Source organism: Bradyrhizobium sp. USDA 4451 (genome assembly GCF_054822585.1).
Window position 1 is genome coordinate 5791427 of the sequence record NZ_JBTRCH010000001.1, and the last position, 22567, is coordinate 5813993.

Here is a 22567-nt window from a genome sequence, read left to right on the forward strand (position 1 = left end):
TATATACACGATGGCCTGTGGTTATGGGTCGCCGGTTTCGCAGGGACGATATCGAATATGTGGAGCAGCCGCGTCCTCCTCGCCTACAACAGCGTCCCGTGCAGGATCACCGCGGCAACACCGAAATAGATCACGAGCCCGGTGACGTCGACCAGCGTCGCGACGAACGGCGCGGAGGCGCTGGCGGGGTCGAAGCCGATGCGCTTGAGGATGAAGGGCAGCATCGAGCCGCACAGCGAACCGAAGGTGACGATGCCGACCAGCGCGACCCCGACGGTCGCGGCAACCAGCACCCAATGCGGGCCGTAGTCGAACAGCCCGAGCGTCTGCCAGAGCGTGATCCTGATGATGCCGATCAGGCCGAGGATGGCGCCGAGCACGATGCCGGTCGGCAGTTCGCGCACCGCGACCCGCCACCAGTCGCCGAGCCGCACCTCGTGCAGCGCCAGCGAGCGGATCAGGAGCGAGGTCGCCTGCGAGCCGGAATTGCCGCCGGAGCTCATGATCAGCGGGATGAACAGCGTCAGCACGATCGCTTTCTCGAGCTCGCTCTGGTACGACTGCATCGCGGTCGCGGTCAGCATTTCCGACAGGAACAGCGCGCACAGCCAGCCGGCGCGCTTCTTGATCATCTCGCCGAAACCGATCCGCAGGTAAGGCTCGTCGATCGCTTCCATGCCGCCGAACTTCTGGGCGTCCTCGGTCGATTCCTCGACGATGGCGTCGATGACGTCGTCGACCGTGACGATGCCGAGGATGTGGCCGGGGCCGTCGACGACCGCAACCGCGAGCAGATCGTAACGCGAGATCAGCCGCGCCGCCTCCATGCGGTCGGCTTCCGGCGCGATCATCAGCGGCTTGCGCGCAGGCGCTGCGGTCAGCACGTTGGCATGCGGATCGGCCGAGATCAGGCGGCGCAGCGGCACGGCCTGGATCAGGGTCTTCTTGACCGGGTCGATGACGAAGATCGAATAGACGGTCTCGCGGGTGCGCTCGACCATCCGGATGTGATGCAGCACCTCGGCGATCGTCCAGGTCGAGGGCACGCTGACGAACTCGGTCGTCATGATGCTGCCGGCGCGCTGCGCTCGGGATAGGCGAGCAGCCCCGAGATGACGTTGCGGGTTTCCGGATTGAGGCCGTTCAGCAGCGTGGTGCGCAGCGGCTCGACCAGCTCCTTGAAGATGTCCGCGGCGCGGTCATCGGAGACGCCCGACAGCAGCGACACCGCGGCGTCGGTCGGCAGCTCGGCCAGGATCTCGCAGGTGTTGTCGAGCCCGGGCAGGTCGAGCACCTCGATCGCCTTCTCCGACGGCAGCGACCGCAGCAGCTGCGCGGCCTCCTCCGGCTCCCTGGCATTGAGCGCATCGACGATCTCGGGCGCCCGGGCATGGGCGAGATCACCGTGCTGGCCGGCGAGCGTGGCGTGGGTGATGGTTTCCGTGTCCTGCATCGATCGGCCTCGGCTTTGCGTCTCGCAGCGCAATGAACCAAGGCGGCGCAGATTTCAAACAGAAAGTGCGGCGGCACGTCGCAGGCGGGCCGGAGTGAGGCCGCGTCACCGCGCCGTCACATTTCGGGGGATTGCGACCGGCCCGCGTGCTTCGTTCAGACCTCGTGGGGCACCGCGGCGAACCGGCGCACGACGATGTCGCGCTTGGTCTCGTCGACGCGCACCGTCATGTCGAAACGCTCGCCATTGAGCTCCTTGTCCAGGACCTCGGCATTGCGATGCAGCCAGCTGATGCCGGCGCCGTCGGAGGCGTCGATCGACAGCTGCAGGGTCGTACGCTTGGCCGCGAGGCGATCCTCGATCGCCGTCAACAGCGCGTCGATCCCCTCGCCTGTTGCGGCCGAAACCAGGAAGCAGGGCCGCTCCGGCGGACGGCGTGCCGCGATGTTGCGCAGATTGTCCCGCTCCTCCGGATCGAAGCGATCGATCTTGTTCCAGACCTCGATGACCCGCTGGCCGCCATCGGCGTCGGGATCGATGCCGAGTTGGCGCAACACGCCCTCGACGTCGCGCTCCTGCGCTTCCGCATCTTCATGCGAGATGTCGCGGACATGCAGGATGATGTCGGCTTCCAGCACCTCCTCCAGCGTGGCGCGGAATGCGGCCACCAGCTGGGTCGGCAGATTGGAGATGAAGCCGACCGTATCCGACAGCATCGCCTTGCCGCCATGCGGCAGGTTGAGTGCGCGCAGCGTCGGGTCCAGCGTCGCAAACAGCATGTCGGCGGCCTGCACGTCTGATCGGGTCAGGCGGTTGAACAGCGTCGACTTGCCGGCATTGGTGTAGCCGACCAGTGCCACCACGCGGTACGGCACGCGCTGGCGGCCGGCACGATGCAGCCGCCGCGTCGCCTGCACCTTCTTCAACTCGCCTTCGAGCTTGGTGATGCGCTCGCTGATCAGGCGACGGTCCGCCTCGATCTGGGTCTCGCCGGGGCCGCCCATGAAGCCGAAGCCGCCGCGCTGGCGCTCGAGATGGGTCCACGACCGCACCAGGCGGCTGCGCTGGTAATTGAGATGGGCGAGCTCGACCTGCAGCGCGCCTTCCTTGGTCTTGGCGCGACGGCCGAAGATCTCCAGGATCAGGCCGGTGCGGTCGAGCACCTTGGCGCTCCAGGCCTTCTCCAGGTTGCGCTGCTGGATCGGCGACAGCGCGCAATCCATCACCACGAGCTCGACCTCGTTGCTGGCGACCAGGCCGTTGATCTCCTCGACCTTGCCCTTGCCGAGATAGGTCGCGGGCCGGATTTGGCTGATCGGCGCGACGATGGAGTCGACCACGGTGAGCTCGATCGCCACAGCAAGGCCGGCGGCCTCCTCGATCCGGGCTTCATAGTCGCGGACAAAGGACTCCGTTTGCGCATCGCCGTCGCCGCGGCGCATGCGCAGGTACGGGCCGATGACGATCACCCGCCCGCTGCTGCCGTTCCCCGCCGGCCCGGCCCTGGATTTGGTCCGGTCGGCGCCCCCTTCACGATCGAAGGGTTCCAATCAGTTCACTCTCAAGCCGGTGCGTCCTCACCACCTTCGAACAGCTGAATCGGGGCGCCGGGCATGATGGTCGAGATCGCGTGCTTGTAGACCAGCTGCGAGTGACCGTCGCGCCGCAGCAGCAAGCAGAAATTGTCGAACCATGTGACAATGCCCTGCAGCTTTACTCCGTTGACCAGAAATATCGTCAGTGGCGTCTTGGTTTTACGAACGTGATTCAGGAAGGTGTCTTGTAGATTTTGTGCGCGGTCTGCCGCCATTGTTTTTGTCCCGCAAGCTTGTGCTTCTTTTTATTGAACCAGTTGCGGCCCTCTGACGGGGCCTCCTCCGGCTGCCCGCCTGCCCTGAGATCCCCCTCTGGCAGGCGTAGCGGTAGGATTAGAGGCCACGCGCGGTTTTTAGGCAAGCCGGTTCGCAGTGCAGTCGGTAGGAACACGGTGGCAATTCTAAGAAATGGCAGGGAAAGAGACGAATATTCTCGTGGGGAGTGGATAAATCCCCGGTTGTACCGGCTCCACTCTCGCCTCACCGGCCACCCGGCCCGAGCCCGAACAGGCTCCGGTATCCCCGGCGGATCGCCGGGGCGTCGCTCCAGACCGCCGGCCCGGGAGCGTTCCGGGTCAGCCGACCCCGAGCGCCTTCAGCTTGCGATGCAGCGCCGAGCGCTCCATGCCGACGAACTCCGCGGTGCGCGAGATATTGCCGGAGAAGCGGCTGATCTGGGCGATCAGATAATCGCGCTCGAACACCTCGCGCGCCTCGCGCAGCGGCAGGCCCATGATGTGCTCGCCGTTGTTGGAGGTCGGCATCGCCGGCACCATCGAGCCGACGTCCTGCGGCAGCATGTCGGCGGTGATGATCGCCTCCGGGCCGCCGCCCGCTAGGATCATCACACGCTCGACGTTGTTGCGGAGCTGGCGGACGTTGCCGGGCCAGACATGCGACTGCAGCACAGCCATCGCGTCCTGCCCGATCTGCCGCTTCGGCAGGCCGGTCGCCGCCGAAATCTGGTCCATGAAATAGTCGATCAGCTCGGGGATGTCCTCGCGGCGCTCCGACAGCGGCGGCACCCGGATCGGCACCACCGAGAGGCGATGATAGAGGTCCTCGCGGAAGCGGCCCGCCGCGATCTCTTCCTCCAGATTGCGCGCCGTCGAGGAGATGATGCGGACGTCGACATGCACCTTGCTGGTGCCGCCCTGGCGCTGGAAAGTCTGATCGACCAGCACGCGCAGGATCTTGTTCTGGGTCTCGCGCGGCATGTCCGCGATCTCGTCGATGAACAGCGTGCCGCCATGCGCTTCCTCGAGCGCGCCGGCCTTGCGTTGCTGCTCGCCATTGGCTCCTTCGATGCCGAACAGCTCGATCTCCATGCGCTCCGGCGTAATCGCAGCGGCGTTGATCACCACGAACGGTCCCTCGGCGCGTCCGGAGGCGTGATGCAGCGTCCGCGCGGCGAGCTCCTTGCCGGCGCCGGACGGCCCGACGATCAGGATGCGGCTGTTGGCCTTGGCGGCACGGTCGATGGTCTGGCGTAGCTGGTTCATGCAGGCCGAGCGGCCGGTCAGCACGCTGGCTGCGGGAGCCAGCTGCTTCAGCTCCTTCACCTCGCGCTTCAGCCGCGAGGTCTCCAGCGCGCGGGTCGCGACCAGGATCAGCCGGTCCGACTTGAACGGCTTCTCGATGAAGTCATAGGCGCCGCGCTTGATCGCGGCGACGGCGGTCTCGATGTTGCCGTGGCCGGAGATCATCACGACCGGCAGATCGGCATTGTCCTTCTTTATCTGCTCGAGCAGCTGCAGGCCGTCGAGCTTGGAGCCCTGCAGCCAGATGTCGAGGAACACCAGGTTCGGGCGGCGGTTGGCGATCTCGGCGAGCGCCGAATCGCTGTCGCGCGCGGTGCGCGTGGAAAACCCCTCATCGTCCAGGATGCCCGCGACGAGGTCGCGAATGTCAGCTTCGTCGTCGACAATCAGAATGTCACTGGCCATGGGTTACACCTGCGTTGTCAGTCGCCCGTCGCGGCTTTGAATTTTGGCACATGGATTTCTGGCTGTTGCGCATTTGGCTCTTGATTATTGGGTTCTGGATTAGCGGGATCTTGGATTGGTTCTTGAATTTTTGGTTCATTGTTGGTCGCCTGTGCCGGGCCGTTGGTCGGCTCTTGCGGCGGATTTTTTTCGCTGTCGGGTTCGGTCTCGTCCGGCTTTTGCTCCTTGCCCTCGGGCTTCGTCTCAGGCTTGGCCGCCTGGCCGGTGACGGAAAAGCGCAGCCGCATCCAGGCACCGCGCTGGCCCTCGCGGAAATCGGAGGCGTCCTTGAGCTCGATGCGGCCGCCATGGTCCTCGAGAACGCGGCCGACGATCGCAAGTCCGAGGCCGGTCCCCTTCGCCCGCGTCGTGACATAGGGCTCCAGCAGCCGCGCGCGCGCGACCTTGGGCAGGCCGATGCCGTTGTCGACGACGTCGATCAGGATGTCGTCATTCTCGCGCTGCGCCACGACGTCGATGCGGCCCTTGCCGAGCTCCTCGGGCGGGACCTGCTCGATCGCCTCGGTGGCGTTCTTGATGATGTTGGTCAGTGCCTGCGAGATCAGCCGGCGGTCGAACTGCGCCGGCAGCGGTGACTGCTTGATGTCGGCCTCGATGTCGAGATCGGGATGCGCGACCTTCATCAGGAACACGGCCTGGCGCACCACGTCGGCGACGTCCTCGCCTTCCATCACGGGCTTCGGCATCCGCGCAAAGCGCGAGAACTCGTCGACCATGCGCCTGATGTCGTCGACCTGGCGCACGATGGTGTCGGTGCACTGCTCGAAGATCGACTTGTCCTTCGCTTCGGTGATGGTCTTGCCGAATTTGCGGCGGATGCGCTCGGCCGAAAGCTGGATCGGGGTCAGCGGGTTCTTGATCTCGTGGGCGATGCGGCGCGCGACGTCGCCCCAGGCCGAGGTGCGCTGCGCCGAGACCAGTTCGGTGATGTCGTCGAGCGTGATGATGTAGCTGTCGCGCGACTGGCTGGTCTGCTCGGCCGACACCCGAACCGACAGATTGCGCTCGTTGCCGTCGCGCAGGATCGTCACCTGCCCCTGCACCAGCCGCTGCGTGCCCTCGCGCGCGGTCTTCATCATCTCGTCGAGTTCGGGCAGCACGTCCGAAAGCGGATGACCGAGCGTCTCCGACTCGGCATGCCCGATCAGCTTCTCCGCCGAGCGATTGAGGATGCCGACGCTGCCCGAGCCGTCGACCCCGATGATGCCGGCGCTCGCCGACGACAGCACCGCTTCGATGAAGCGGCGGCGGCTGTCGATGGTCTCGGAGGCATCGACCAGCTCGTTGCGCTGGGTGCGCAGCTCCTGCGTCATCTTGTTGAAGGTTTCGCCGAGCAGCGCGAGGTCGCTCGCCGATTTGTTGACGGGCACCTGGACGTTGAGATTGCCGGTCGAGACCTCGCTTGCCGCACCCATCAGCTGGCGGATCGGCGACACCAGGCCGTTGGCGAAGTTCAGCCCGATCAGCACCGAGGCCATCAGGATGGTCAGCGCGATCACCGCGAACATCAGCGCGAATGCGACCTGGATGCCGAGCCGGCGGGTCTCGAGCTGGGCATATTCGGCGGCGCTGGTCTGGGTCTGCTTGAGCTGGGCAACCACGGCCGGATCAAGCAGCCGCGCCACGTAGAGGAAGGTGTCGTCAAAGGTCTTGAGGCGAACCACGGAGGCGACATAGCTCTCCGGGAATACCGAGATCTCGGGATCGGTGTCGTTGACCTTGCTGAGGAAATCCGGCGGCGGCAGCGCGTAGCTCAGGTTGATCCCGGTCTCGGCGCTCTCCAGGATGTGGCCGTCCTTGTCCATCAGCACCACGACCGGCAGGTTGCGCGCGGCCGCGGCTGCGGTCAGGAACTCGCGGAACGAGAGGCGGTCCTGGTCGTAGAGCGGAGTCAGCCGCGCACGGGAGATGTCGTTGGCCATCCCCAGGATGTCGCCGCGGATCAGCTGGGCGTGCTCCTGCATGTAGGCGCTGGCAATGGTCAGCGAATTCTGGATCACCTCCTTGGTGGGACCCGAGAACAGCCGGTCGAGGCCGCGCTCGATGGTGACATTGGCCACGATCGAGACCAGCACGGCGGGCAGCACCGCGATCACCGAGAACAGGCCGACGATCTGCACATGCAGCCGCGCCGCCGCCCGGCCGCGCCGCCTCGCCTGCACCATCTGCCAGACTTCCCGGACGATGATCCCGACCAGCAGCAGGATGGTGCCGGCATTGATCATCAGGAACGAGCGGACCACCTCGGGCGTCGGCTCGATCGGGGTCAGGTTGGTCAACACCACGAAGGTCAGGAAGCCGGACAGCAGCGCAAGGGCGATGGCGAACGGCGCCAGCCAGCGCCGCAAGGGGAAGCCGCGCGCCTCCGCCCCTGCCTCTGGATTGGGCCCGGCCGGTGACGCGTGTAATGTTGAAGCGGTGGTCTCTGCGCTGGTCATACCGGCAATTGAGCTGAGTGCGATCGCCCGCGGGAATTGCGAACTGATGCAATCATATCACAATGTTGCCGAATTGCGACATTTCCGCGGCGCAAACCGCAGTGCGGCGCCGTGTCCTCAAAACCATTTGTGACTACTCAATAACGGTAGCGAGGCCTGAAGCCCCGCCCGTCGGCCCTACCCGCCGCTCCGGTAGACCTGGATGTCGAGATCGCGGATCTTCTTGCGCAGCGTATTGCGGTTCAGGCCGAGCAGGTCGGCGGCCCGGATCTGGTTGCCGCGGGTCGCCGCCAGCGCGGCGGTCAACAGCGGGATCTCGATCTCCTTGAGGATGCGGTGGTAGAGGCCCGGCGGCGGCACGCCGTTCGGGAAGCCCGAGAAGTGCGAGGACAGATAGGCCTCGACCGCGCCGCCGAGATTGTCGACGCCGACGGTTGCAGTGCTGCCCGAGGTGACCGCCGGCGGCGCCAGCTCGCCGTCGATGACCGATGACGTGATGACGTCCTGCGGGTAGAGCGCGGCGAGCCGCCGGGCGAGGTTTTCCAGCTCGCGGACGTTGCCCGGCCAACGGTGCTGCTTGAGCCGCTCCAGCGCCTGGGCGTCGAGCTTCTTCGGCGGCAGGCCGTCCTTCTCGGCGAGCGAGAAGAAGTGCCGGATCAGGTCCGGCAGATCCTCGATCCGCTCGCGCAAGGGCGGCAGCCGCAGCGGCACCACGTTGAGCCGGAAGAACAGGTCTTCGCGGAACAGGCCCTGCTGGATCAGGATGCGCAGGTCCTTGTTGGAGGCCGCGACGATACGGACGTCGGTCTTGATCGGGGTGCGGCCGCCGACGGTGGTGTATTCGCCCTGCTGCAGCACGCGCAGCAGCCGGGTCTGCGCCTCCATCGGCATGTCGCCGATCTCGTCGAGGAACAGCGTGCCGCCCTCGGCCTGCTCGAAGCGGCCGGAGGCGCGGGTGTTGGCACCGGTGAAGGCGCCGCGCTCATGGCCGAACAGCTCCGACTCAATGAGGTCGCGCGGGATCGCCGCCATGTTGACCGCGACGAACGGGCCGTTGCGGCGCCGGCCGTAATCGTGCAGCGCGCGGGCGACCAGCTCCTTGCCGGTGCCCGACTCGCCCGAGATCATCACGGTGAGATCGGTCTGCATCAGCCGCGCCAGCACGCGATAGATTTCCTGCATCGCCGGCGAGCGGCCGACCAGCGGGATCGAGTCGAACTCGCCGTCGTCGGCGGGGCTCGAGACCCGCTCCTTCGGTTCGGCCAGCGCGCGGCCGACGATGGTGATCAGCTCTTTCAGGTCGAACGGCTTCGGCAAATATTCATAGGCGCCGCGCTCGGAGGCGCGGATCGCGGTCATGAAGGTGTTCTGCGCGCTCATCACGATGACGGGCAGATTGGGCCGCATCTTCTTGATCCGCGGCAGCAGATCGAACGCGTTCTCGTCCGGCATCACCACGTCGGTGATGACGAGATCGCCCTCGCCCTGGCTGACCCAGCGCCACAGCGTGACGGCGTTGCCGGTCAGGCGAACCTCGTAGCCGGCGCGCGACAGCGCCTGGTTCAGGACGGTCCGGATGGCAGTGTCATCGTCAGCGACAAGTATGCTACCTGCAGGCATTGTTGTTGTTCCTCATCGTGCGTCCTGAGAGGCAGGCGAGGACGTACCCGGAACGTCATCGCGGTTGCTATGGTCGTGTTGCTTGGCGGCGCTGTACATCGGCATCAGCACGCGGAAAGTGGTTTTGCGCGGCTGCGACTCGCATTCGATGATGCCGCCGTGATCGCCGACGATCTTGGCGACCAGCGCGAGGCCGAGCCCGCTGCCGGTCTGCTTTGTCGTGACGAAGGGATCGAACAGGTTCGGCAGCAGGTCTTCCGGCACGCCCGAGCCGTTGTCCTTGACGCAGAATTCGAGCGGCAGCGAAACCCGCGATTTCTTGCCGGGCACCGACAGCCGGACGCCGGGCCGGAACGCCGTGGTGAGCTGGATCTCCGCATCGGTGCCGAGATCGGCGACCGCTTCGGCCGCATTCTTCACCAGATTGAGGAACACCTGGATCAGCTGGTCCTGGTTGGCGAGCACCGGCGGCAGCGACGGATCGTAGTCCTCGATGAAACGCACGTTGCGGGCAAAGCCGGATTGCGCCAGCCGCTTCACATGATCGAGCACGGAATGGATGTTGACCGGGCCGCGCGCCACCGGGCGGTCGTCGCCGAACACCTCCATGCGGTCGACCAGCGTGACGATACGGTCGGCTTCGTCGCAGATCAGCCGCGTCAGCAGCCGGTCCTCGGATGACGCCTGCTGCTCCAGGAGTTGCGCGGCGCCGCGGATGCCCGACAGCGGATTCTTGATCTCATGGGCGAGCATCGCGGCCAGCGCGATCACCGAGCGCGCCGCGCTGCGATGAGTGAGCTGGCGGTCCATCTTGTCGGCGATGGTGCGCTCCTGCAGCATCACCACGATGTGACCGGGCCGCTCAGTCAGCGGCGCGACGTGCAGGTCCACCTGGCGATCGCCGCCGATCCGCGGCGTACCGAGATCGACCTTGTATTCGTTGACCGGCGAGCCGCTGGTTCGCACCTGCTCGATCAGCGCCAGCAGCGGGCTGCCGAACGGCACCAGCTCCTTCAGCGACTGCCGGCGCAGGAACTGGGTCGAGATCTCGAAGAAGGATTCGGCGGCGATGTTGGCATCGACGATGCGTCCATCGGGCGCGACCAGCAGCACCGGATTGGGCAGCGCGTTGAGGATGGCCTCGCCGTCGGTCGGCACGGGGCGGCGAAATTCCATGGCTGACGTCATGCGGCAGCACTCCAGGCAAAATCGTCGTAGGCGTCTTCGAGCGAGCGATGCACGCTGGACGGCTCTTCCGAAGTCAGGATCGCCTGTCGCCAGGTCTTCAAGGTCGCCGCCGGCGCGCAGCTATAGGCGGCCGCGATCTCCAGCGCCCAACCGAGATGCTTGCGCGCATGCTTGAGGCCGACGCGCAGGCCATAGTGGCTGCAGACCTCGTCATAGAGCGCGCGAACATGCTTGAGCTGCTCGGCGAGCGACGGCGTGCTCTCGGCGATCCCGGTCTCCAGGCGGCGCCCAATCTGGCCGGGCAGCCAGGGCTGGCCCTGCGCGCCGCGGCCGATCATCACGGCGTCGGCGCCCGACATGTCCAGCGCGCCGACAGCCTTGTCGAACGAGGTGATGTCGCCGTTGACCACGACCGGGATCGTGACCGCGTCCTTGACCGCACGCACCGCCGTCCAGCTCGCCTCACCCTTGTAGAACTGGCAGCGGGTGCGGCCATGCACGGTGATCATCTGCACGCCCGACGCCTCGGCGCGGCGCGCCAGTTCGGGTGCGTTGAGCGAGCGGTCGTCCCAGCCGAGCCGCATCTTCAGCGTCACCGGCACCTTGACCGCGGCAATCGTCGCGTCGATCAGCGTCACCGCGTGGTCGAGGTCGCGCATCAGGGCCGAGCCGGACTGGCCGCCGGTCACGTGCCGTGCCGGACAACCCATGTTGATGTCGATGATGTCGGCGCCGGCGGCTTCGGCGATCCGTGCGCCCTCCGCCATCCAGCGGGTCTCGCAGCCGGCCAGTTGAACCACATGCGGCCCGATCCCGGCGGCCTCGCAACGCAGCTTCGACATCGGCTTGCCGTTCACAAGATCATCACTGGCCGTCATCTCGGAGACCACCAGACCAGCTCCCAGGGTGGCCGCGAGTCGCCGGAAGGGCGCGTCCGTGATCCCTGACATGGGCGCGAGAAGAACCCGGTTGGCGATAGCAATATCGCCTATCTTCAATGGGTTACGAGGACTACTTTGCACGCCGGTCACAGCCGTCTCGCCGTTTTGTCAGCAACGCCATTGCAGCTGACATGGTCTATTCTGCGCACAATTCTTGTGCAGTCAAGGCTCATGCCTACGGTTTAGACATTCCTACCACTGACGCAAGTGCACTGCAACAAAATCTGCTTTTCCCACAGTCATCGCAAACGCTCTGTTTTTGCGCAGCGGTCATGCTAAGGGCTGTGCGCGGCGGTATCAGCCGCCCCCCTCATCCCCGATTCGTCTGTCATTGGTTCAAAATGCCGAAGCCTGAGCGTACCGCAGCCATCCTCGTCGCAGCCGGCCGTGGGCTGCGCGCCGGCGCAGGCGGGCCGAAGCAATACCGGATGATCGGCGGCCAGACGGTGATCTACCGCGCCATGGAGGCGTTCTCCGCGCATCCGGACGTGTTTGCGGTGCAGCCGGTGGTCAATCCCGACGACGCCGCGCTGTTCGATGAGGCGGTCGCGGGCCTTCGCCATCGGCCGCCGACGCCGGGCGGCGCGACAAGGCAGGCCTCGGTGCATGCCGGGCTCGAGGCGCTCGCCGCCGACAAGCCCGACATCGTCCTGATCCACGACGCCGCGCGGCCCTTCGTCACGTCGGCCGTGATCTCGCGCGCGATTGCCGCCGCCGGCCGGACCGGCGCCGCGATCCCGGTGATTCCCGTCACCGACACCATCAAGCTCACCGGCGATGCCGGCGACGTCGAGGCGACACCGGAGCGCGCGCGGCTGCGGATCGCGCAGACGCCGCAGGCTTTTCGTTTCGACGTAATATTGGAGGCGCATCGTCGTGCCGCGCGCGAGGCGCGCTCCGATTTCACCGACGATGCCGCGCTTGCCGAATGGGCGGGATTGACGGTTGCGACATTTGAAGGTGATCCTGCCAACATGAAATTGACCACCCCCGAAGACTTCGTGCGCGAGGAAGCGCGGCTCGCAAGCCAGCTCGGCGACATCAGGACCGGCACCGGCTACGACGTGCACGCCTTTGGCGACGGCGACCATGTCATGCTCTGCGGCGTGCGGGTGCCGCATACACGCGGCTTCCTGGCCCATTCCGACGGCGATGTCGGGCTGCATGCGCTGGTCGACGCCATCCTCGGCGCGCTGGCCGACGGCGACATCGGCTCGCATTTCCCGCCGAGCGACGCCAAGTGGAAGGGCGCCTCCTCCGACCAGTTCCTGAAATACGCCGTCGAGCGTGTCACCGCGCGTGGTGGACGGATCGCCAATCTCGAAGTGACGATGATCTGCGAGCGGCCGAAGATCGGTCCGCTGCGTGACACCATGCGGGCGAAAATCGCGGAGATCTCCGGCGTCCACGTCTCGCGCGTGGCGGTCAAGGCGACCACCAGCGAGCGGCTCGGATTCACCGGCCGCGAGGAAGGCATCGCAGCGACCGCGAGCGCGACCATCCGTCTTCCCTGGGACGACAAGAGCTGGAGTGCCTGACATGGGCGGCAGCGACGCTCGTGCCCTCTCCCGCTCGCTGCTCGACCTGTGCCGGATGCGCAAGCTGACCATCGCGACCGCCGAATCCTGCACCGGCGGCCTGGTCGCGGGCGCGCTCACTGACATCCCCGGCTCCTCCGACGTGATCGACCGCGGCTTTGTCACCTATTCGAACGAGGCCAAGCGGGTGATGCTCGGCGTCAAGGCCGCGACGCTCGAGACCTTCGGTGCGGTGAGCAAGGAAACCGCGACCGCGATGGCGATCGGCGCGCTGGAAAAGGCCGGCGTCGACCTTGCGGTCTCGATCACCGGGATTGCGGGCCCCGGCGGCGCGACGCCGGGCAAGCCGGTCGGCCTGGTGCATTTCGCCGTCGCCGCGCGCGACGGCCGCATCCTGCATCGCGAGCAGCGCTTCGGCGCGATCGGCCGCAGCACGGTGCGGCAGCGCTCGGTCGTCGAAGCGCTGCGCATGCTGATGGAGCTTGCGCGTCCGCCGCAAGCCGCCAAGCCGCGCCGCGAGGCCGCCAGCCGGTTGCGGCCACGGGTGGCCCGTTCGCCGCGCAGCCACGCCGCGAAACGGCGACGGCCGCCACGCGGATAGGCCGACGAGAGTCGAATCGCGCCAGGGCGCAGGTCTCGCTACCCTTCAGTCAACTGCGGCCCAGTGCCGCCTATCTCAGGTGGAACCTGGACGCCGGCTCGCCGCTTTCTGTTGTTCCAACTCTGCCGTTTCGACCGTTCTTCGAACGGCAAAATCCCACAACAAGGAGAAAATGATGAAGTTGGGAACTTTGGTCGTGGCCGCAATTACTGCCGGCGCCATGACGCTGTCGACTGTCGCCCCCTCATTCGCCGCCCCGCTCGCACCCGCCGCCCGCTTGCAGGACCAGCCTGCCTCCGTCGAACACGTGCAGTATCGCCACTGGCACGGCGGCCCGCGTTACGGCTATCGGGGTGGTTACGGCTACCGCGGCGGCTATTATCGCGACCGTGTTGGAAACGGCGCTGCGATCATCGGCGGGCTTGCGGCCGGTGCGATCATCGGCGGCGCCATCGCGGCGAGCCAGGCCAAGGCCAACAACGACGCCTATTGCTCGCAGCGTTTCCGCACCTACGACCCGGCGTCCGGCACCTACATCGCCTCCGGCGGCGTGCGCCGCTCCTGCCCGTAACGGCAACCTTCCGTCATTGCGAGCCCACGGGGCGCGCGAACGCGCGCCCGATGACACGCTGCGCGAAGCAATCCATCTCACCACGCGGGGAGACCTGGATTGCTTCGTCGCTATCGCCCCGCAATGACGGCAGCGCAATCGCGCATGGCTACGGCCACGTCCCCTCGCGCGGGGTCAGCGGGCCTGCAATTTCTGTATAGTAGAATAATACCGCTGATTTGCCCGACATGTCGAGTTGCCGGGTCGCATGCACGCGGCCGGCTCCTTTGCATGGGGTTGTTTTCGCTGTTTTGGCAGTGCGCCCCTGCGGAGACAGGTAGCCTTGGCAAGCAGCTTCGCTAGGCCGGCTTGCCGTAGACCTGGTCCGCGCGCTTCTCGAACGCCGCGGCGAAACGCGAGAATGCGGCATCGAACATCGAGCCCATCAGCATCGCCAGCATCCGGCTCCTGAATTCGTAATTCAGGAAGAAGCCGACGTCGCATTCGGTCTCCGACTTCGGCTCGAAGCTCCAGCGATTCTCCAGATTGCTGAACGGGCCGCGCAGATATTCGACCAGGATCTTCAGATTGGACCGGTCGAGCGTCACCTTGCTGGTGAAGGTTTCCTTGACCAGCTTGAAGGAGACCGTCATGTCGGCCACCACGATTTCGGTGCCGTCGTCCTTCGGCGTGCGCTGGCGGATCTTGAGCGCCTGGCACAGCGGCACGAATTCCGGATAGCGCTCGACGTCGGCGACCAGATCGAACATTTGAGACGCGGTGTGGCGAACCCGCCGCTTGCTTGAGAATCTTGGCATCAGAGTTTTGGCATCAGTGAATACTCGCACGGTTTTGCCGGCGTGCGACGCTCTCCAGATAATGGTCCGCCTGCGCCCGATCGGTGAAGCAGACCAGCGCTTGATCGGGGCGCAGTTCCTTGAAATATTCGAGCAGTTTCGGCCGCTGCTGCTGGCGATAGGTCCAGACGTAGCGGAAGAACTCCAGATCGATCTTCTCCGGGCAACCTTCGGCCATCTCGGGGCGTACCTCGCCATAGCTGCCGGCAATGCGCCTGACGATGCCCAGCATGCAGGTCGATCGCGGCAGGTCGAACCAGATGATCGTGTCGGAGCGCTCGCGGCGCAGCTCACCTGCGCCATATCGCGTGTAATTCCCGTCCATGATCCAGCGCGGCTCGCGCGCGGCTGCGATCATGCGCTGCTCGAATTCGTTCTTGTCGGATTCGATCCAGCCCGGTTTCCAGAACAGCGCGTCGATCGACACGGTCGGGATGCCCGTCATGACGGACAGCCGCCGCGCAAATGTCGACTTGCCGGATCCCGACGATCCCATCACCAGAACACGCTGCATTGGTCCCGTCCAAAGGCTCAATCAAGGCTCGATCAAGCAACGGCGCGTGACGGCGCCGGCTTACCGCCGTTTACAAATCTAGCGGCCGCGGGCCGTGCGGGCCGCCTGCAGTTTGGCAAAATCCTCGCCGGCATGATGCGACGAGCGCGTCAGCGGGCTCGCCGACACCATCAGAAAACCCTTGGTATAGGCGACGCGCTCGTAGCCGGCGAACTCATCCGGCGTCACGTAGCGCATCACGGCGTGATGCTTGCGGGTCGGCTGCAGGTACTGGCCGATGGTCAGGAAGTCGACCTCGGCCGAGCGCAGATCGTCCATCACCTGCAGCACCTCGTGGCGCTCCTCGCCGAGGCCGACCATGATGCCCGACTTGGTGAAGATGGTCGGGTCGATCTCCTTGACCCGCTGCAGCAGGCGGATCGAATGGAAATAGCGGGCGCCGGGACGGACCGTCAGATAGCGCGACGGCACGGTTTCCAGATTGTGGTTGAAGACGTCGGGCTTGGCCGCGACCACGCGCTCGAGCGCGCCGTCCTTGCGCAGGAAGTCGGGCGTCAGGATCTCGATCGTGGTGGTCGGGCAGCGCGCGCGGATGGCGCGGATCACTTGCGCAAAATGCTCTGCGCCGCCGTCAGCGAGATCGTCGCGATCGACCGAGGTGATCACGACATGCGCCAGTCCCAGCTTGGAGACCGCCTCGGCGACGTGTTCGGGCTCATCGGCATCGAGCGCGCCGGGCATGCCGGTCTTGACGTTGCAGAACGCACAGGCGCGGGTGCAGGTGTCGCCCATGATCATGAAGGTGGCGTGCTTCTTGTCCCAGCACTCGCCGATATTGGGGCAGCCCGCCTCCTCGCACACCGTGACGAGGCCGTTCTCCTTCACGATCTTGCGGGTATCGGCATAGCCGCGCGTGTTCGGCGCGCGAACCCGGATCCAGTCCGGCTTCGGCGGCGACACGGCATCCGGCCGGTTCACCTTTTCGGGGTGCCGCGGGCGGAGCTGAGTGGTGGAGATGGTGTCGACAATGGTGACCATAGGTGCCTGCAAGTCGCGAGAAACCATAGCTAATCGGTGTTGATGCGGCTCGCAACCCGCGCCGCGACGCTAGCAGATCAGCCCATATATTGGCAGTGTTGCGGCCTGTTCCACGCCGATTCCTACCTCAAAATGGCTCAAAAACCCCGCCTCACCCGTGCGACCGCGCCGCGCCTCGGCAAGGCGCTGAAGCGCTCCTTCTTCGACCGCAACGTGCTCGAGGTCGCGCCCGACCTGATCGGTGCGACCTTCCTGGTCGGCGGCGTCGGCGGCATCATCACCGAGGTCGAGGCCTACCATCACACCGAACCGGCGGCGCACTCCTACAACGGCCCGACCCCGCGCAACCAGGTGATGTTCGGCCCGCCGGGCTTCTCCTACGTCTACCGCTCCTACGGCATCCATTGGTGCATCAATTTCGTCTGCGAGGAGCCGGGCTCGGCCAGCGCCGTGCTGATCCGCGCGCTGGAGCCGACCCATGGGCTCGCCGCGATGCGACGGCGGCGCGGGCTGGAGGACGCGCGCGCGCTGTGCTCCGGTCCCGGCAAGCTCTGCGAGGCACTCGGCATCACTATCGCACACAGCGAATTGCCGCTCGATCGCCCGCCGATCGCGCTGCATGCGCGGCTGGAGACGCCCGAGATCGTCACCGGCATCCGGATCGGCATCACCAAGGCGGTCGAACTGCCCTGGCGCTACGGGCTGAAGGGATCGAAATTCCTCAGCAAGCGATTTTGAGCGGCTATGACGCCTTCTTCAGCCGCTCGATCGCCTCGAGGATCTTGGTCCGGCGCTCCTGAGCTGCGGCGCGCTTTTCCTTCTCTTCCTCGACCAGCTCTTCCGGCGCGTTGGCGACGAACTTCTCGTTGGAGAGCTTTGCGTCGACCCGCTTGATGTCGGCATCGGCCTTACCGAGCTCCTTCTCCAGCCGAGCCCATTCGGCCGCCAGATCGATCACGCCCTTCAGCGGCAATGCGACGACTTCGCCGCGCACCAGAAGCTGCATGGCGCCCTCCGGCGCGGCGTCGGCGAAGGAAATGTCCGACAACCGCGCGAGGCGCTTGATCGTGTCGTTCCAGCGCCGGGCGCGGTCGCGCGTCTCATCCGACGTCGTCACGATCACCAGCGGCGTCAGTGTCGACGGCGGGATGTTCATTTCCGCCTTCACCGAGCGCATCGCGGTGACGAGATCGACCACCCAGCCGATCTCGGCCTCGGCTGCGGGATCGCTGAACTCGTCGGTGTCGAGCGCGGCAACGACAGGCGGAATGATCGGATCGGCCACTGGACCGGCGGTCGCGATCGCCGCGAGTTGCTCGCCGGTCACGCCGGGCTTGCGCGGCCAGGCCGCCAGCACCAAAAGGCCGTCGCGCTTGGCCGTCACGGCCCACAGCTCTTCGGTGATGAAGGGCATGAACGGATGCAGCAGCTTGAGGATCTCGTCGCGCGTCCAGGCGATCATGGCGCGGGTCTCGGCCTTGGCCGCGCCCTCCTCGCCCATCAGCACCGGCTTGGCGAGCTCCAGGTACCAGTCGCAGAACACGTTCCAGACGAAACGGTAGATCGCCGCGGCGGCGTCGTTGAAGCGATGGTCCTCGATCGTCTCGGTCACCTCGCGGGTGACGCGCGAGGTCTCGTGCGCGATCCAGCGGTTCAGTGTCTCCTTTGCGCCCCTGGGAGCGAAACCGTCCGGCTTCACGCACTCGTTCATCTCGGCGAAGCGGCAGGCGTTCCAGAACTTGGTCGCGAAATTGCGGTTGGTCTCGACCAGATGCGGCGACAGGCGGATGTCATGGCCCTGCGCCGCCTCGCGGGTCAGCGCGAAGCGCAGCGCGTCGGCGCCGTATTCGTCGATCACGCCGAGCGGGTCGATGACGTTGCCCTTCGACTTCGACATCTTGGCACCTTTCTCGTCGCGGACGAGGCGGTGGATGTAGACGGTCGAGAACGGCGCCTGCTTCATGAAATGCAGGCCCATCATCATCATGCGGGCGACCCAGAAGAAGATGATGTCGAAGCCCGTCACCAGCGTGTTGGTCGGGTAGTAGCGCGCGACCTCCGGCGTATCGTCCGGCCAGCCCAGTGTCGAGAACGGCCACAGCGCCGACGAGAACCAGGTGTCGAGCACGTCCTCGTCGCGTGTGATGAAGCCCTCGCGCTTGGCGGGGTCAGTGGCCATCTCGTGGCCCTGCTCCGGCGTGATGACTTCCTGCTCGACGTAATAGCCGAGCGCGTTGCCGACCGCCTCTTCCTCGGTCTCGGCAACGAACACCTTGCCGTCGGGCCCGTACCAGGCCGGGATCTGATGGCCCCACCACAGCTGGCGCGAGATGCACCAGGGCTGGATGTTCTCCATCCACTCGAAATAGGTCTTTTCCCAGTTCTTCGGCACGAATGTCGTCTCGCCCGAGCGCACCGCCGCCATTGCGGGCTGCGCCAGCGTGTGGGCGTCGACATACCACTGGTCGGTCAGATAGGGCTCGATCACGACGCCGGAGCGGTCGCCATGCGGCACCATGTGGGTGTTGGGCTCGATTCGCTCGAGGAAGCCGAATTCCTCCAGCCGTGCCACAATCTTCTTGCGCGCGGCGAAGCGCTCGATCTTGTCAAACTCGGCGGCGAATTCGTCCGCGCCCATCGGCAGGCCGCGCAGATAGTCCTCGTTGCCGGTGAGGTTGAGGCAGCCTTCCTGGTCGAGCACGCTGATCTGCGGCAGGCCGTGGCGCTTGCCGATCTCGAAGTCGTTGAAGTCGTGCGCAGGCGTCACCTTGACCGCGCCCGAGCCCTTCTCCGGATCGGAATAGTCATCGGCGACGATCGGAATCTTGCGGCCGACCAAGGGCAGGATAACGTGCTTGCCGACGAGATCGGCGTAACGCTCGTCGTCCGGATGCACGGCGACCGCGGTGTCGCCCAGCATCGTCTCGGGCCGCGTCGTCGCGACCACGATGAACGACTTCGGATCCTCGGGGCTGAAAGTCCGGCCCTCGATCGGATAGCGCAGGTACCAGAGATGGCCCTTGACCTCGACCTGCTGCACTTCGAGATCGGAGATCGCGGTGAGCAGCTTCGGGTCCCAGTTGACCAGGCGCTTGTCCTTGTAGATCAGACCCTGCCGATGCAGCTCGACGAACACCTTGACGACGGCGCGCGACAGGCCCTCGTCCATGGTGAAGCGTTCGCGAGACCAGTCGCAGGAGGCGCCGAGGCGCTTCAGCTGGTTGACGATGGTGCCGCCGCTCTCGGCCTTCCACTGCCAGACCCGCTCGAGGAATTTGGCGCGGCCCATGTCGCGCCGTCCCGGCTCCTGCCGTTCCATCAGCTGACGCTCGACCACCATCTGGGTCGCGATGCCGGCATGGTCGGTGCCGGGCTGCCACAGCACGTCGCGGCCGCGCATCCGCTCGAACCGGCACAGGATGTCCTGCAGCGTGTTGTTGAGCGCGTGGCCCATATGCAGCGAGCCGGTGACGTTCGGCGGCGGGATCACGATGGTGAAAGGCGCGGCATCCTTGCGCTCGGGCCGGCCGGCCTTGAACGCCCCGCTGTCCTCCCAGATCCGGGCCATGCGGTGCTCGATATCGGCGGGCTGGTAGTTTTTCTCGATCATGACAATGCGCTGTGGACCATGGGGAAAGGCTAGAAAGCCGCCGGAGCGCACCAAGTCAACCGGACCGGTACGTCAAAACGGCGTTTTGGGTGTTTTGGGCATTTGGGGGCTGAAATGGAGGCCGCCAGGCCCTCGCGGCCAGCACGGCCTCCCGCGCGGAGCTACCGCCCGCGGGAGACCCGCTCGATCTCGGCCTTGACGATCCGCTCGACCAGCCCCGGCAGGTTGTCGTCCAGCCAGGACTTCAGCATCGGCCGCAGCATCTCCTTGACCAGATCCTCCAGCGTCCGAGCATTGTTGCTCAGCACGGTGTTGGCCAGCGAGTTGAACGCGGACTCGACCGCTCGCATCGTGGTTCCGGAGATGATCTGCTGCATCGGCGCAGGCTCGCTTGCAGGCTGTTCGCGACCAGGTTCCTGCGCCCGGCTGCGGGCTTCGGTGAACTCGACATCATCTTGCGGCTCGACCTTGCGGAACGACGGCGCGGCTGCCGCAGGGGCAGGGTCCGGCAGTGCCATGTCGTCGGTGAGCTCGAACACGTCGGCTTCCGGTTGGGCTTCGGGCTGGGGAGACGGCCGAATCTCGGCCGCCGGCGTTGCCTCGTCGAGACTGGCGAGCAGCGAGTCGATGTCGTCCTGGCTGTTGCTGGCCGGCGCCGGCGCAGGCGGCGGTGATTTCGGCGCGGTCGCGGCGGCCTTCGCGGCCGGTGGCGCTGCGGGCGGCGGGCTCTTCATCGCGGGCTTGGCTGCGGGCGGCGGCTCAACCTTCGGCGGCGGCGGTGCGGCGGCCGCAGGCTTCTCGGCAGCGCCCGGCTTCGCCTCGTCGTCGGCAATGATGCGACGGATCGACGCCAGGATCTCCTCCATCGAGGGCTCTTGGACCTTCGCAGGTTGCGTCATCTCCGACTCCACATCGAAACTTATTTTACATCAAGCCCGAGAGGATTCGCCGGTTCCGATGATGCGGGCGGAGATTTTCACGGCTCCCGCCCGACTTGTCCCCAGATCAAGCCCGCCCGAGGCTTTGTGCAAGCTTCGTGTCGCCCACTGCAGCGTGACCACAGGTGGCATTCGCACCCGTCATCACGCTACGCCGGCGCGCCGCGAATCGGCTTGCTGCCCGATAAAACGGTATGTCAGGCCAATTATCGATTGCAAGCAAACGCGCCAGTCCGTGGTTCTGATTAGCTCAGAACCACAAACATGGCGCGACAAGCGACGATGAAGTGAAGCTGTTTAGCGGCCGTCGGGCGTGCGTACGCCGGCCCAATTGTCACGAACTTGCTGGTAATGCACGCTCGGATCGTAGACGCTGGTGGCAAGGCCCATCACCTGCGGCGACAGACGGCCGATGTAGTTTAGCACGTTGTAGGACGCGACGACGCGATCATGCTGCGCGGTGACCAGCGCGTTGCGCGCATTGACGAGCGCCTGCTGCGCGTTGAGCACGTCGAGCGTGGTGCGCTGGCCGGCCTTGGCTTCTTCGCGGACGCCGTTCAGCGCGATCTCGGACGCGGTCACCTGCGCCTGCGCCGATGCCACCTGCGACTTGCCGGCGATCAACTGGCCCCACGCCGTGACGACGTTGGCGCGTGCCTGATCCCTTGTCTGTTCCAGAACCAGGCGCTGCTGCGCCAGCGATTCCTTGGACTGCCGGATCAGCGAGTATTCCGCACCGCCCTGATAGATCGGCAGCGTCAGTTGAACGCCAACCGAGGCATTGAAGAGGCGGTATACGGTCAACTGCGTTTCGTAGCCCTGGCTGACCGATGCCTGCAGCGCAACCGACGGCAGCAGCGCGCCCTCGGCAACCTTAGTCTGCAAGTAGTTGACGTCGACGCCGTACATCGCGGCGGTGACGTTCGGGTTCTGGGTCAGGCCGAGCTCGACGGCGGCCGACAGCGTCGCCGGCAGGTACCGGTCGACCGGCGAGCCCGGCGCCGGATTCTGCGGGTCGACACCGATGATGCGGCGGTAGTTCGAGCGCGTCGTCGTCAGGTTGGATTCCGCGGTCAGCTGCTGGGTCCTGCCCGCCGCAAGCTGTGCCTCGGATTGCGCGACGTCGGTTCGTGTCACTTCGCCGACGTTGAAGCGATCCTGGGTCTGCTTCAGCGTCTGTTCCAGCACGCGCGTATTGCTGCGCTGGACCTCGACGATGGCCGCGTCACGAAGATAGTCCATGTAGATGGTCGCCGCGGCCAGCAGCACGGACTGCTCGAGCGCACGCAATGCTTCGCGCGCCGACGACACCTGGCTTTCGGCGGCCCGCACCCTGGGCGCGGTCTGCGCGTTGTACAGCGACTGGTTGGCGGTGATGCTGACGGTCCGCTGCCGGCTCACGCCCGACACAGCCGGAGTTCCCTGCCCCAACTGCTCATCGGTATATTGTCCGCCCGCATTCGCGGTGAGTGAAACCTTCGGGCGGTAACCCGAGAGCGCTTGCGGAACGTTTTCGTCGGTCGACCGCACCAACGCACGTTGTGCGTTCAGCTGGGGATTATTCTGGTAAGACCGCACCAGCGCGGATTCGATAGTTTCGGCGAGCGCGGGCACAGGGCCCATCTCCGCCAATAGAAGGACGGCAGTCGCAGCCGCGGTGATAGCCTTCACCCCACGCAT

General features: G+C 65.8%; 17 protein-coding genes and 1 pseudogene. 4 read left to right on the forward strand and 14 right to left on the reverse strand.

Going from position 1 to position 22567, the window contains the following annotated elements; translation table 11 throughout:
* Positions 1–83: 83 nt before the first annotated feature.
* The 8 genes and pseudogenes from mgtE to dusB form a co-directional block, all read right to left on the reverse strand.
* A pseudogene (gene mgtE / locus ACVMB0_RS26700) lies at positions 84–1453 on the reverse strand (magnesium transporter).
* A 155-nt stretch (positions 1454–1608) separates the two neighbouring features.
* Positions 1609–3003, reverse strand: coding sequence for a GTPase HflX (hflX, locus tag ACVMB0_RS26705; RefSeq protein WP_461348200.1), 1395 nt, complete (start codon positions 3001–3003; stop codon positions 1609–1611).
* Positions 3004–3014: 11 nt separating this feature from the next.
* On the reverse strand, positions 3015–3263 hold the full coding sequence (gene hfq / locus ACVMB0_RS26710) for an RNA chaperone Hfq (RefSeq protein WP_006020546.1): 249 nt from the start codon (positions 3261–3263) through the stop codon (positions 3015–3017).
* 360 nt (positions 3264–3623) lie between these two features.
* Entirely contained in the window at positions 3624–4994 is a 1371-nt protein-coding gene (ntrX, locus tag ACVMB0_RS26715; protein ID WP_456754740.1) for a nitrogen assimilation response regulator NtrX, read from the reverse strand.
* Positions 4995–5011: 17 nt separating this feature from the next.
* Complete coding sequence (locus tag ACVMB0_RS26720; protein ID WP_456754739.1) at positions 5012–7492, reverse strand: sensor histidine kinase NtrY-like; 2481 nt, start codon at positions 7490–7492, stop codon at positions 5012–5014.
* 177 nt (positions 7493–7669) lie between these two features.
* The gene (gene ntrC, locus ACVMB0_RS26725; protein ID WP_461348201.1) at positions 7670–9112 is read right to left on the reverse strand and encodes a nitrogen regulation protein NR(I); all 1443 of its coding nucleotides are present in this window, start codon (positions 9110–9112) and stop codon (positions 7670–7672) included.
* 12 nt (positions 9113–9124) lie between these two features.
* A complete protein-coding gene (locus tag ACVMB0_RS26730) occupies positions 9125–10300 on the reverse strand; it encodes a two-component system sensor histidine kinase NtrB (RefSeq protein WP_456754738.1) in 1176 nt (391 codons plus the stop codon).
* Positions 10297–11298: a tRNA dihydrouridine synthase DusB gene (gene dusB, locus ACVMB0_RS26735; protein WP_461348202.1), complete on the reverse strand. Its 1002-nt coding sequence runs from the start codon at positions 11296–11298 to the stop codon at positions 10297–10299. Before dusB ends, ACVMB0_RS26730 begins: the two co-directional genes overlap by 4 nt.
* 284 nt (positions 11299–11582) lie before the next feature.
* Between dusB and ACVMB0_RS26740 the strand changes: the two genes are divergently transcribed.
* The 3 genes from ACVMB0_RS26740 (at position 11583) to ACVMB0_RS26750 (ending at position 13951) form a co-directional block, all read left to right on the forward strand.
* On the forward strand, positions 11583–12779 hold the full coding sequence (locus ACVMB0_RS26740; RefSeq protein WP_456754736.1) for a bifunctional 2-C-methyl-D-erythritol 4-phosphate cytidylyltransferase/2-C-methyl-D-erythritol 2,4-cyclodiphosphate synthase: 1197 nt from the start codon (positions 11583–11585) through the stop codon (positions 12777–12779).
* A 1-nt stretch (position 12780) separates the two neighbouring features.
* On the forward strand, positions 12781–13380 hold the full coding sequence (locus ACVMB0_RS26745) for a CinA family protein (RefSeq protein WP_194454282.1): 600 nt from the start codon (positions 12781–12783) through the stop codon (positions 13378–13380).
* 172 nt (positions 13381–13552) lie between these two features.
* The gene (locus ACVMB0_RS26750) at positions 13553–13951 is read left to right on the forward strand and encodes a BA14K family protein (RefSeq protein WP_461348203.1); all 399 of its coding nucleotides are present in this window, start codon (positions 13553–13555) and stop codon (positions 13949–13951) included.
* Between the two features lie 338 nt (positions 13952–14289).
* Here the strand turns inward: ACVMB0_RS26750 and ACVMB0_RS26755 are convergent, their stop codons facing one another.
* The 3 genes from ACVMB0_RS26755 to lipA form a co-directional block, all read right to left on the reverse strand.
* Complete coding sequence (locus ACVMB0_RS26755) at positions 14290–14748, reverse strand: type II toxin-antitoxin system RatA family toxin (RefSeq protein ID WP_461348204.1); 459 nt, start codon at positions 14746–14748, stop codon at positions 14290–14292.
* Between the two features lie 13 nt (positions 14749–14761).
* Positions 14762–15301, reverse strand: a complete 540-nt coding sequence (locus ACVMB0_RS26760; RefSeq protein ID WP_456754733.1) for a P-loop NTPase family protein — start codon at positions 15299–15301, stop codon at positions 14762–14764.
* Between the two features lie 78 nt (positions 15302–15379).
* The gene (gene lipA / locus ACVMB0_RS26765; RefSeq protein ID WP_456754732.1) at positions 15380–16339 is read right to left on the reverse strand and encodes a lipoyl synthase; all 960 of its coding nucleotides are present in this window, start codon (positions 16337–16339) and stop codon (positions 15380–15382) included.
* A 132-nt stretch (positions 16340–16471) separates the two neighbouring features.
* Between lipA and ACVMB0_RS26770 the strand changes: the two genes are divergently transcribed.
* Complete coding sequence (locus ACVMB0_RS26770; protein WP_461348205.1) at positions 16472–17077, forward strand: DNA-3-methyladenine glycosylase; 606 nt, start codon at positions 16472–16474, stop codon at positions 17075–17077.
* Positions 17078–17081: 4 nt separating this feature from the next.
* Here ACVMB0_RS26770 and ACVMB0_RS26775 read toward each other — a convergent pair whose 3' ends face one another.
* From ACVMB0_RS26775 to ACVMB0_RS26785, 3 genes are all read right to left on the reverse strand, one after another.
* Positions 17082–19949, reverse strand: a complete 2868-nt coding sequence (locus ACVMB0_RS26775; protein WP_461348206.1) for a valine--tRNA ligase — start codon at positions 19947–19949, stop codon at positions 17082–17084.
* 161 nt (positions 19950–20110) lie between these two features.
* Positions 20111–20848: a PopZ family protein gene (locus ACVMB0_RS26780; protein ID WP_461348207.1), complete on the reverse strand. Its 738-nt coding sequence runs from the start codon at positions 20846–20848 to the stop codon at positions 20111–20113.
* A gap of 336 nt (positions 20849–21184) precedes the next feature.
* Positions 21185–22567 carry a TolC family outer membrane protein gene (locus ACVMB0_RS26785; protein WP_461348208.1) on the reverse strand — a complete coding sequence of 461 codons (1383 nt, stop codon included), beginning with the start codon at positions 22565–22567 and terminating at the stop codon, positions 21185–21187.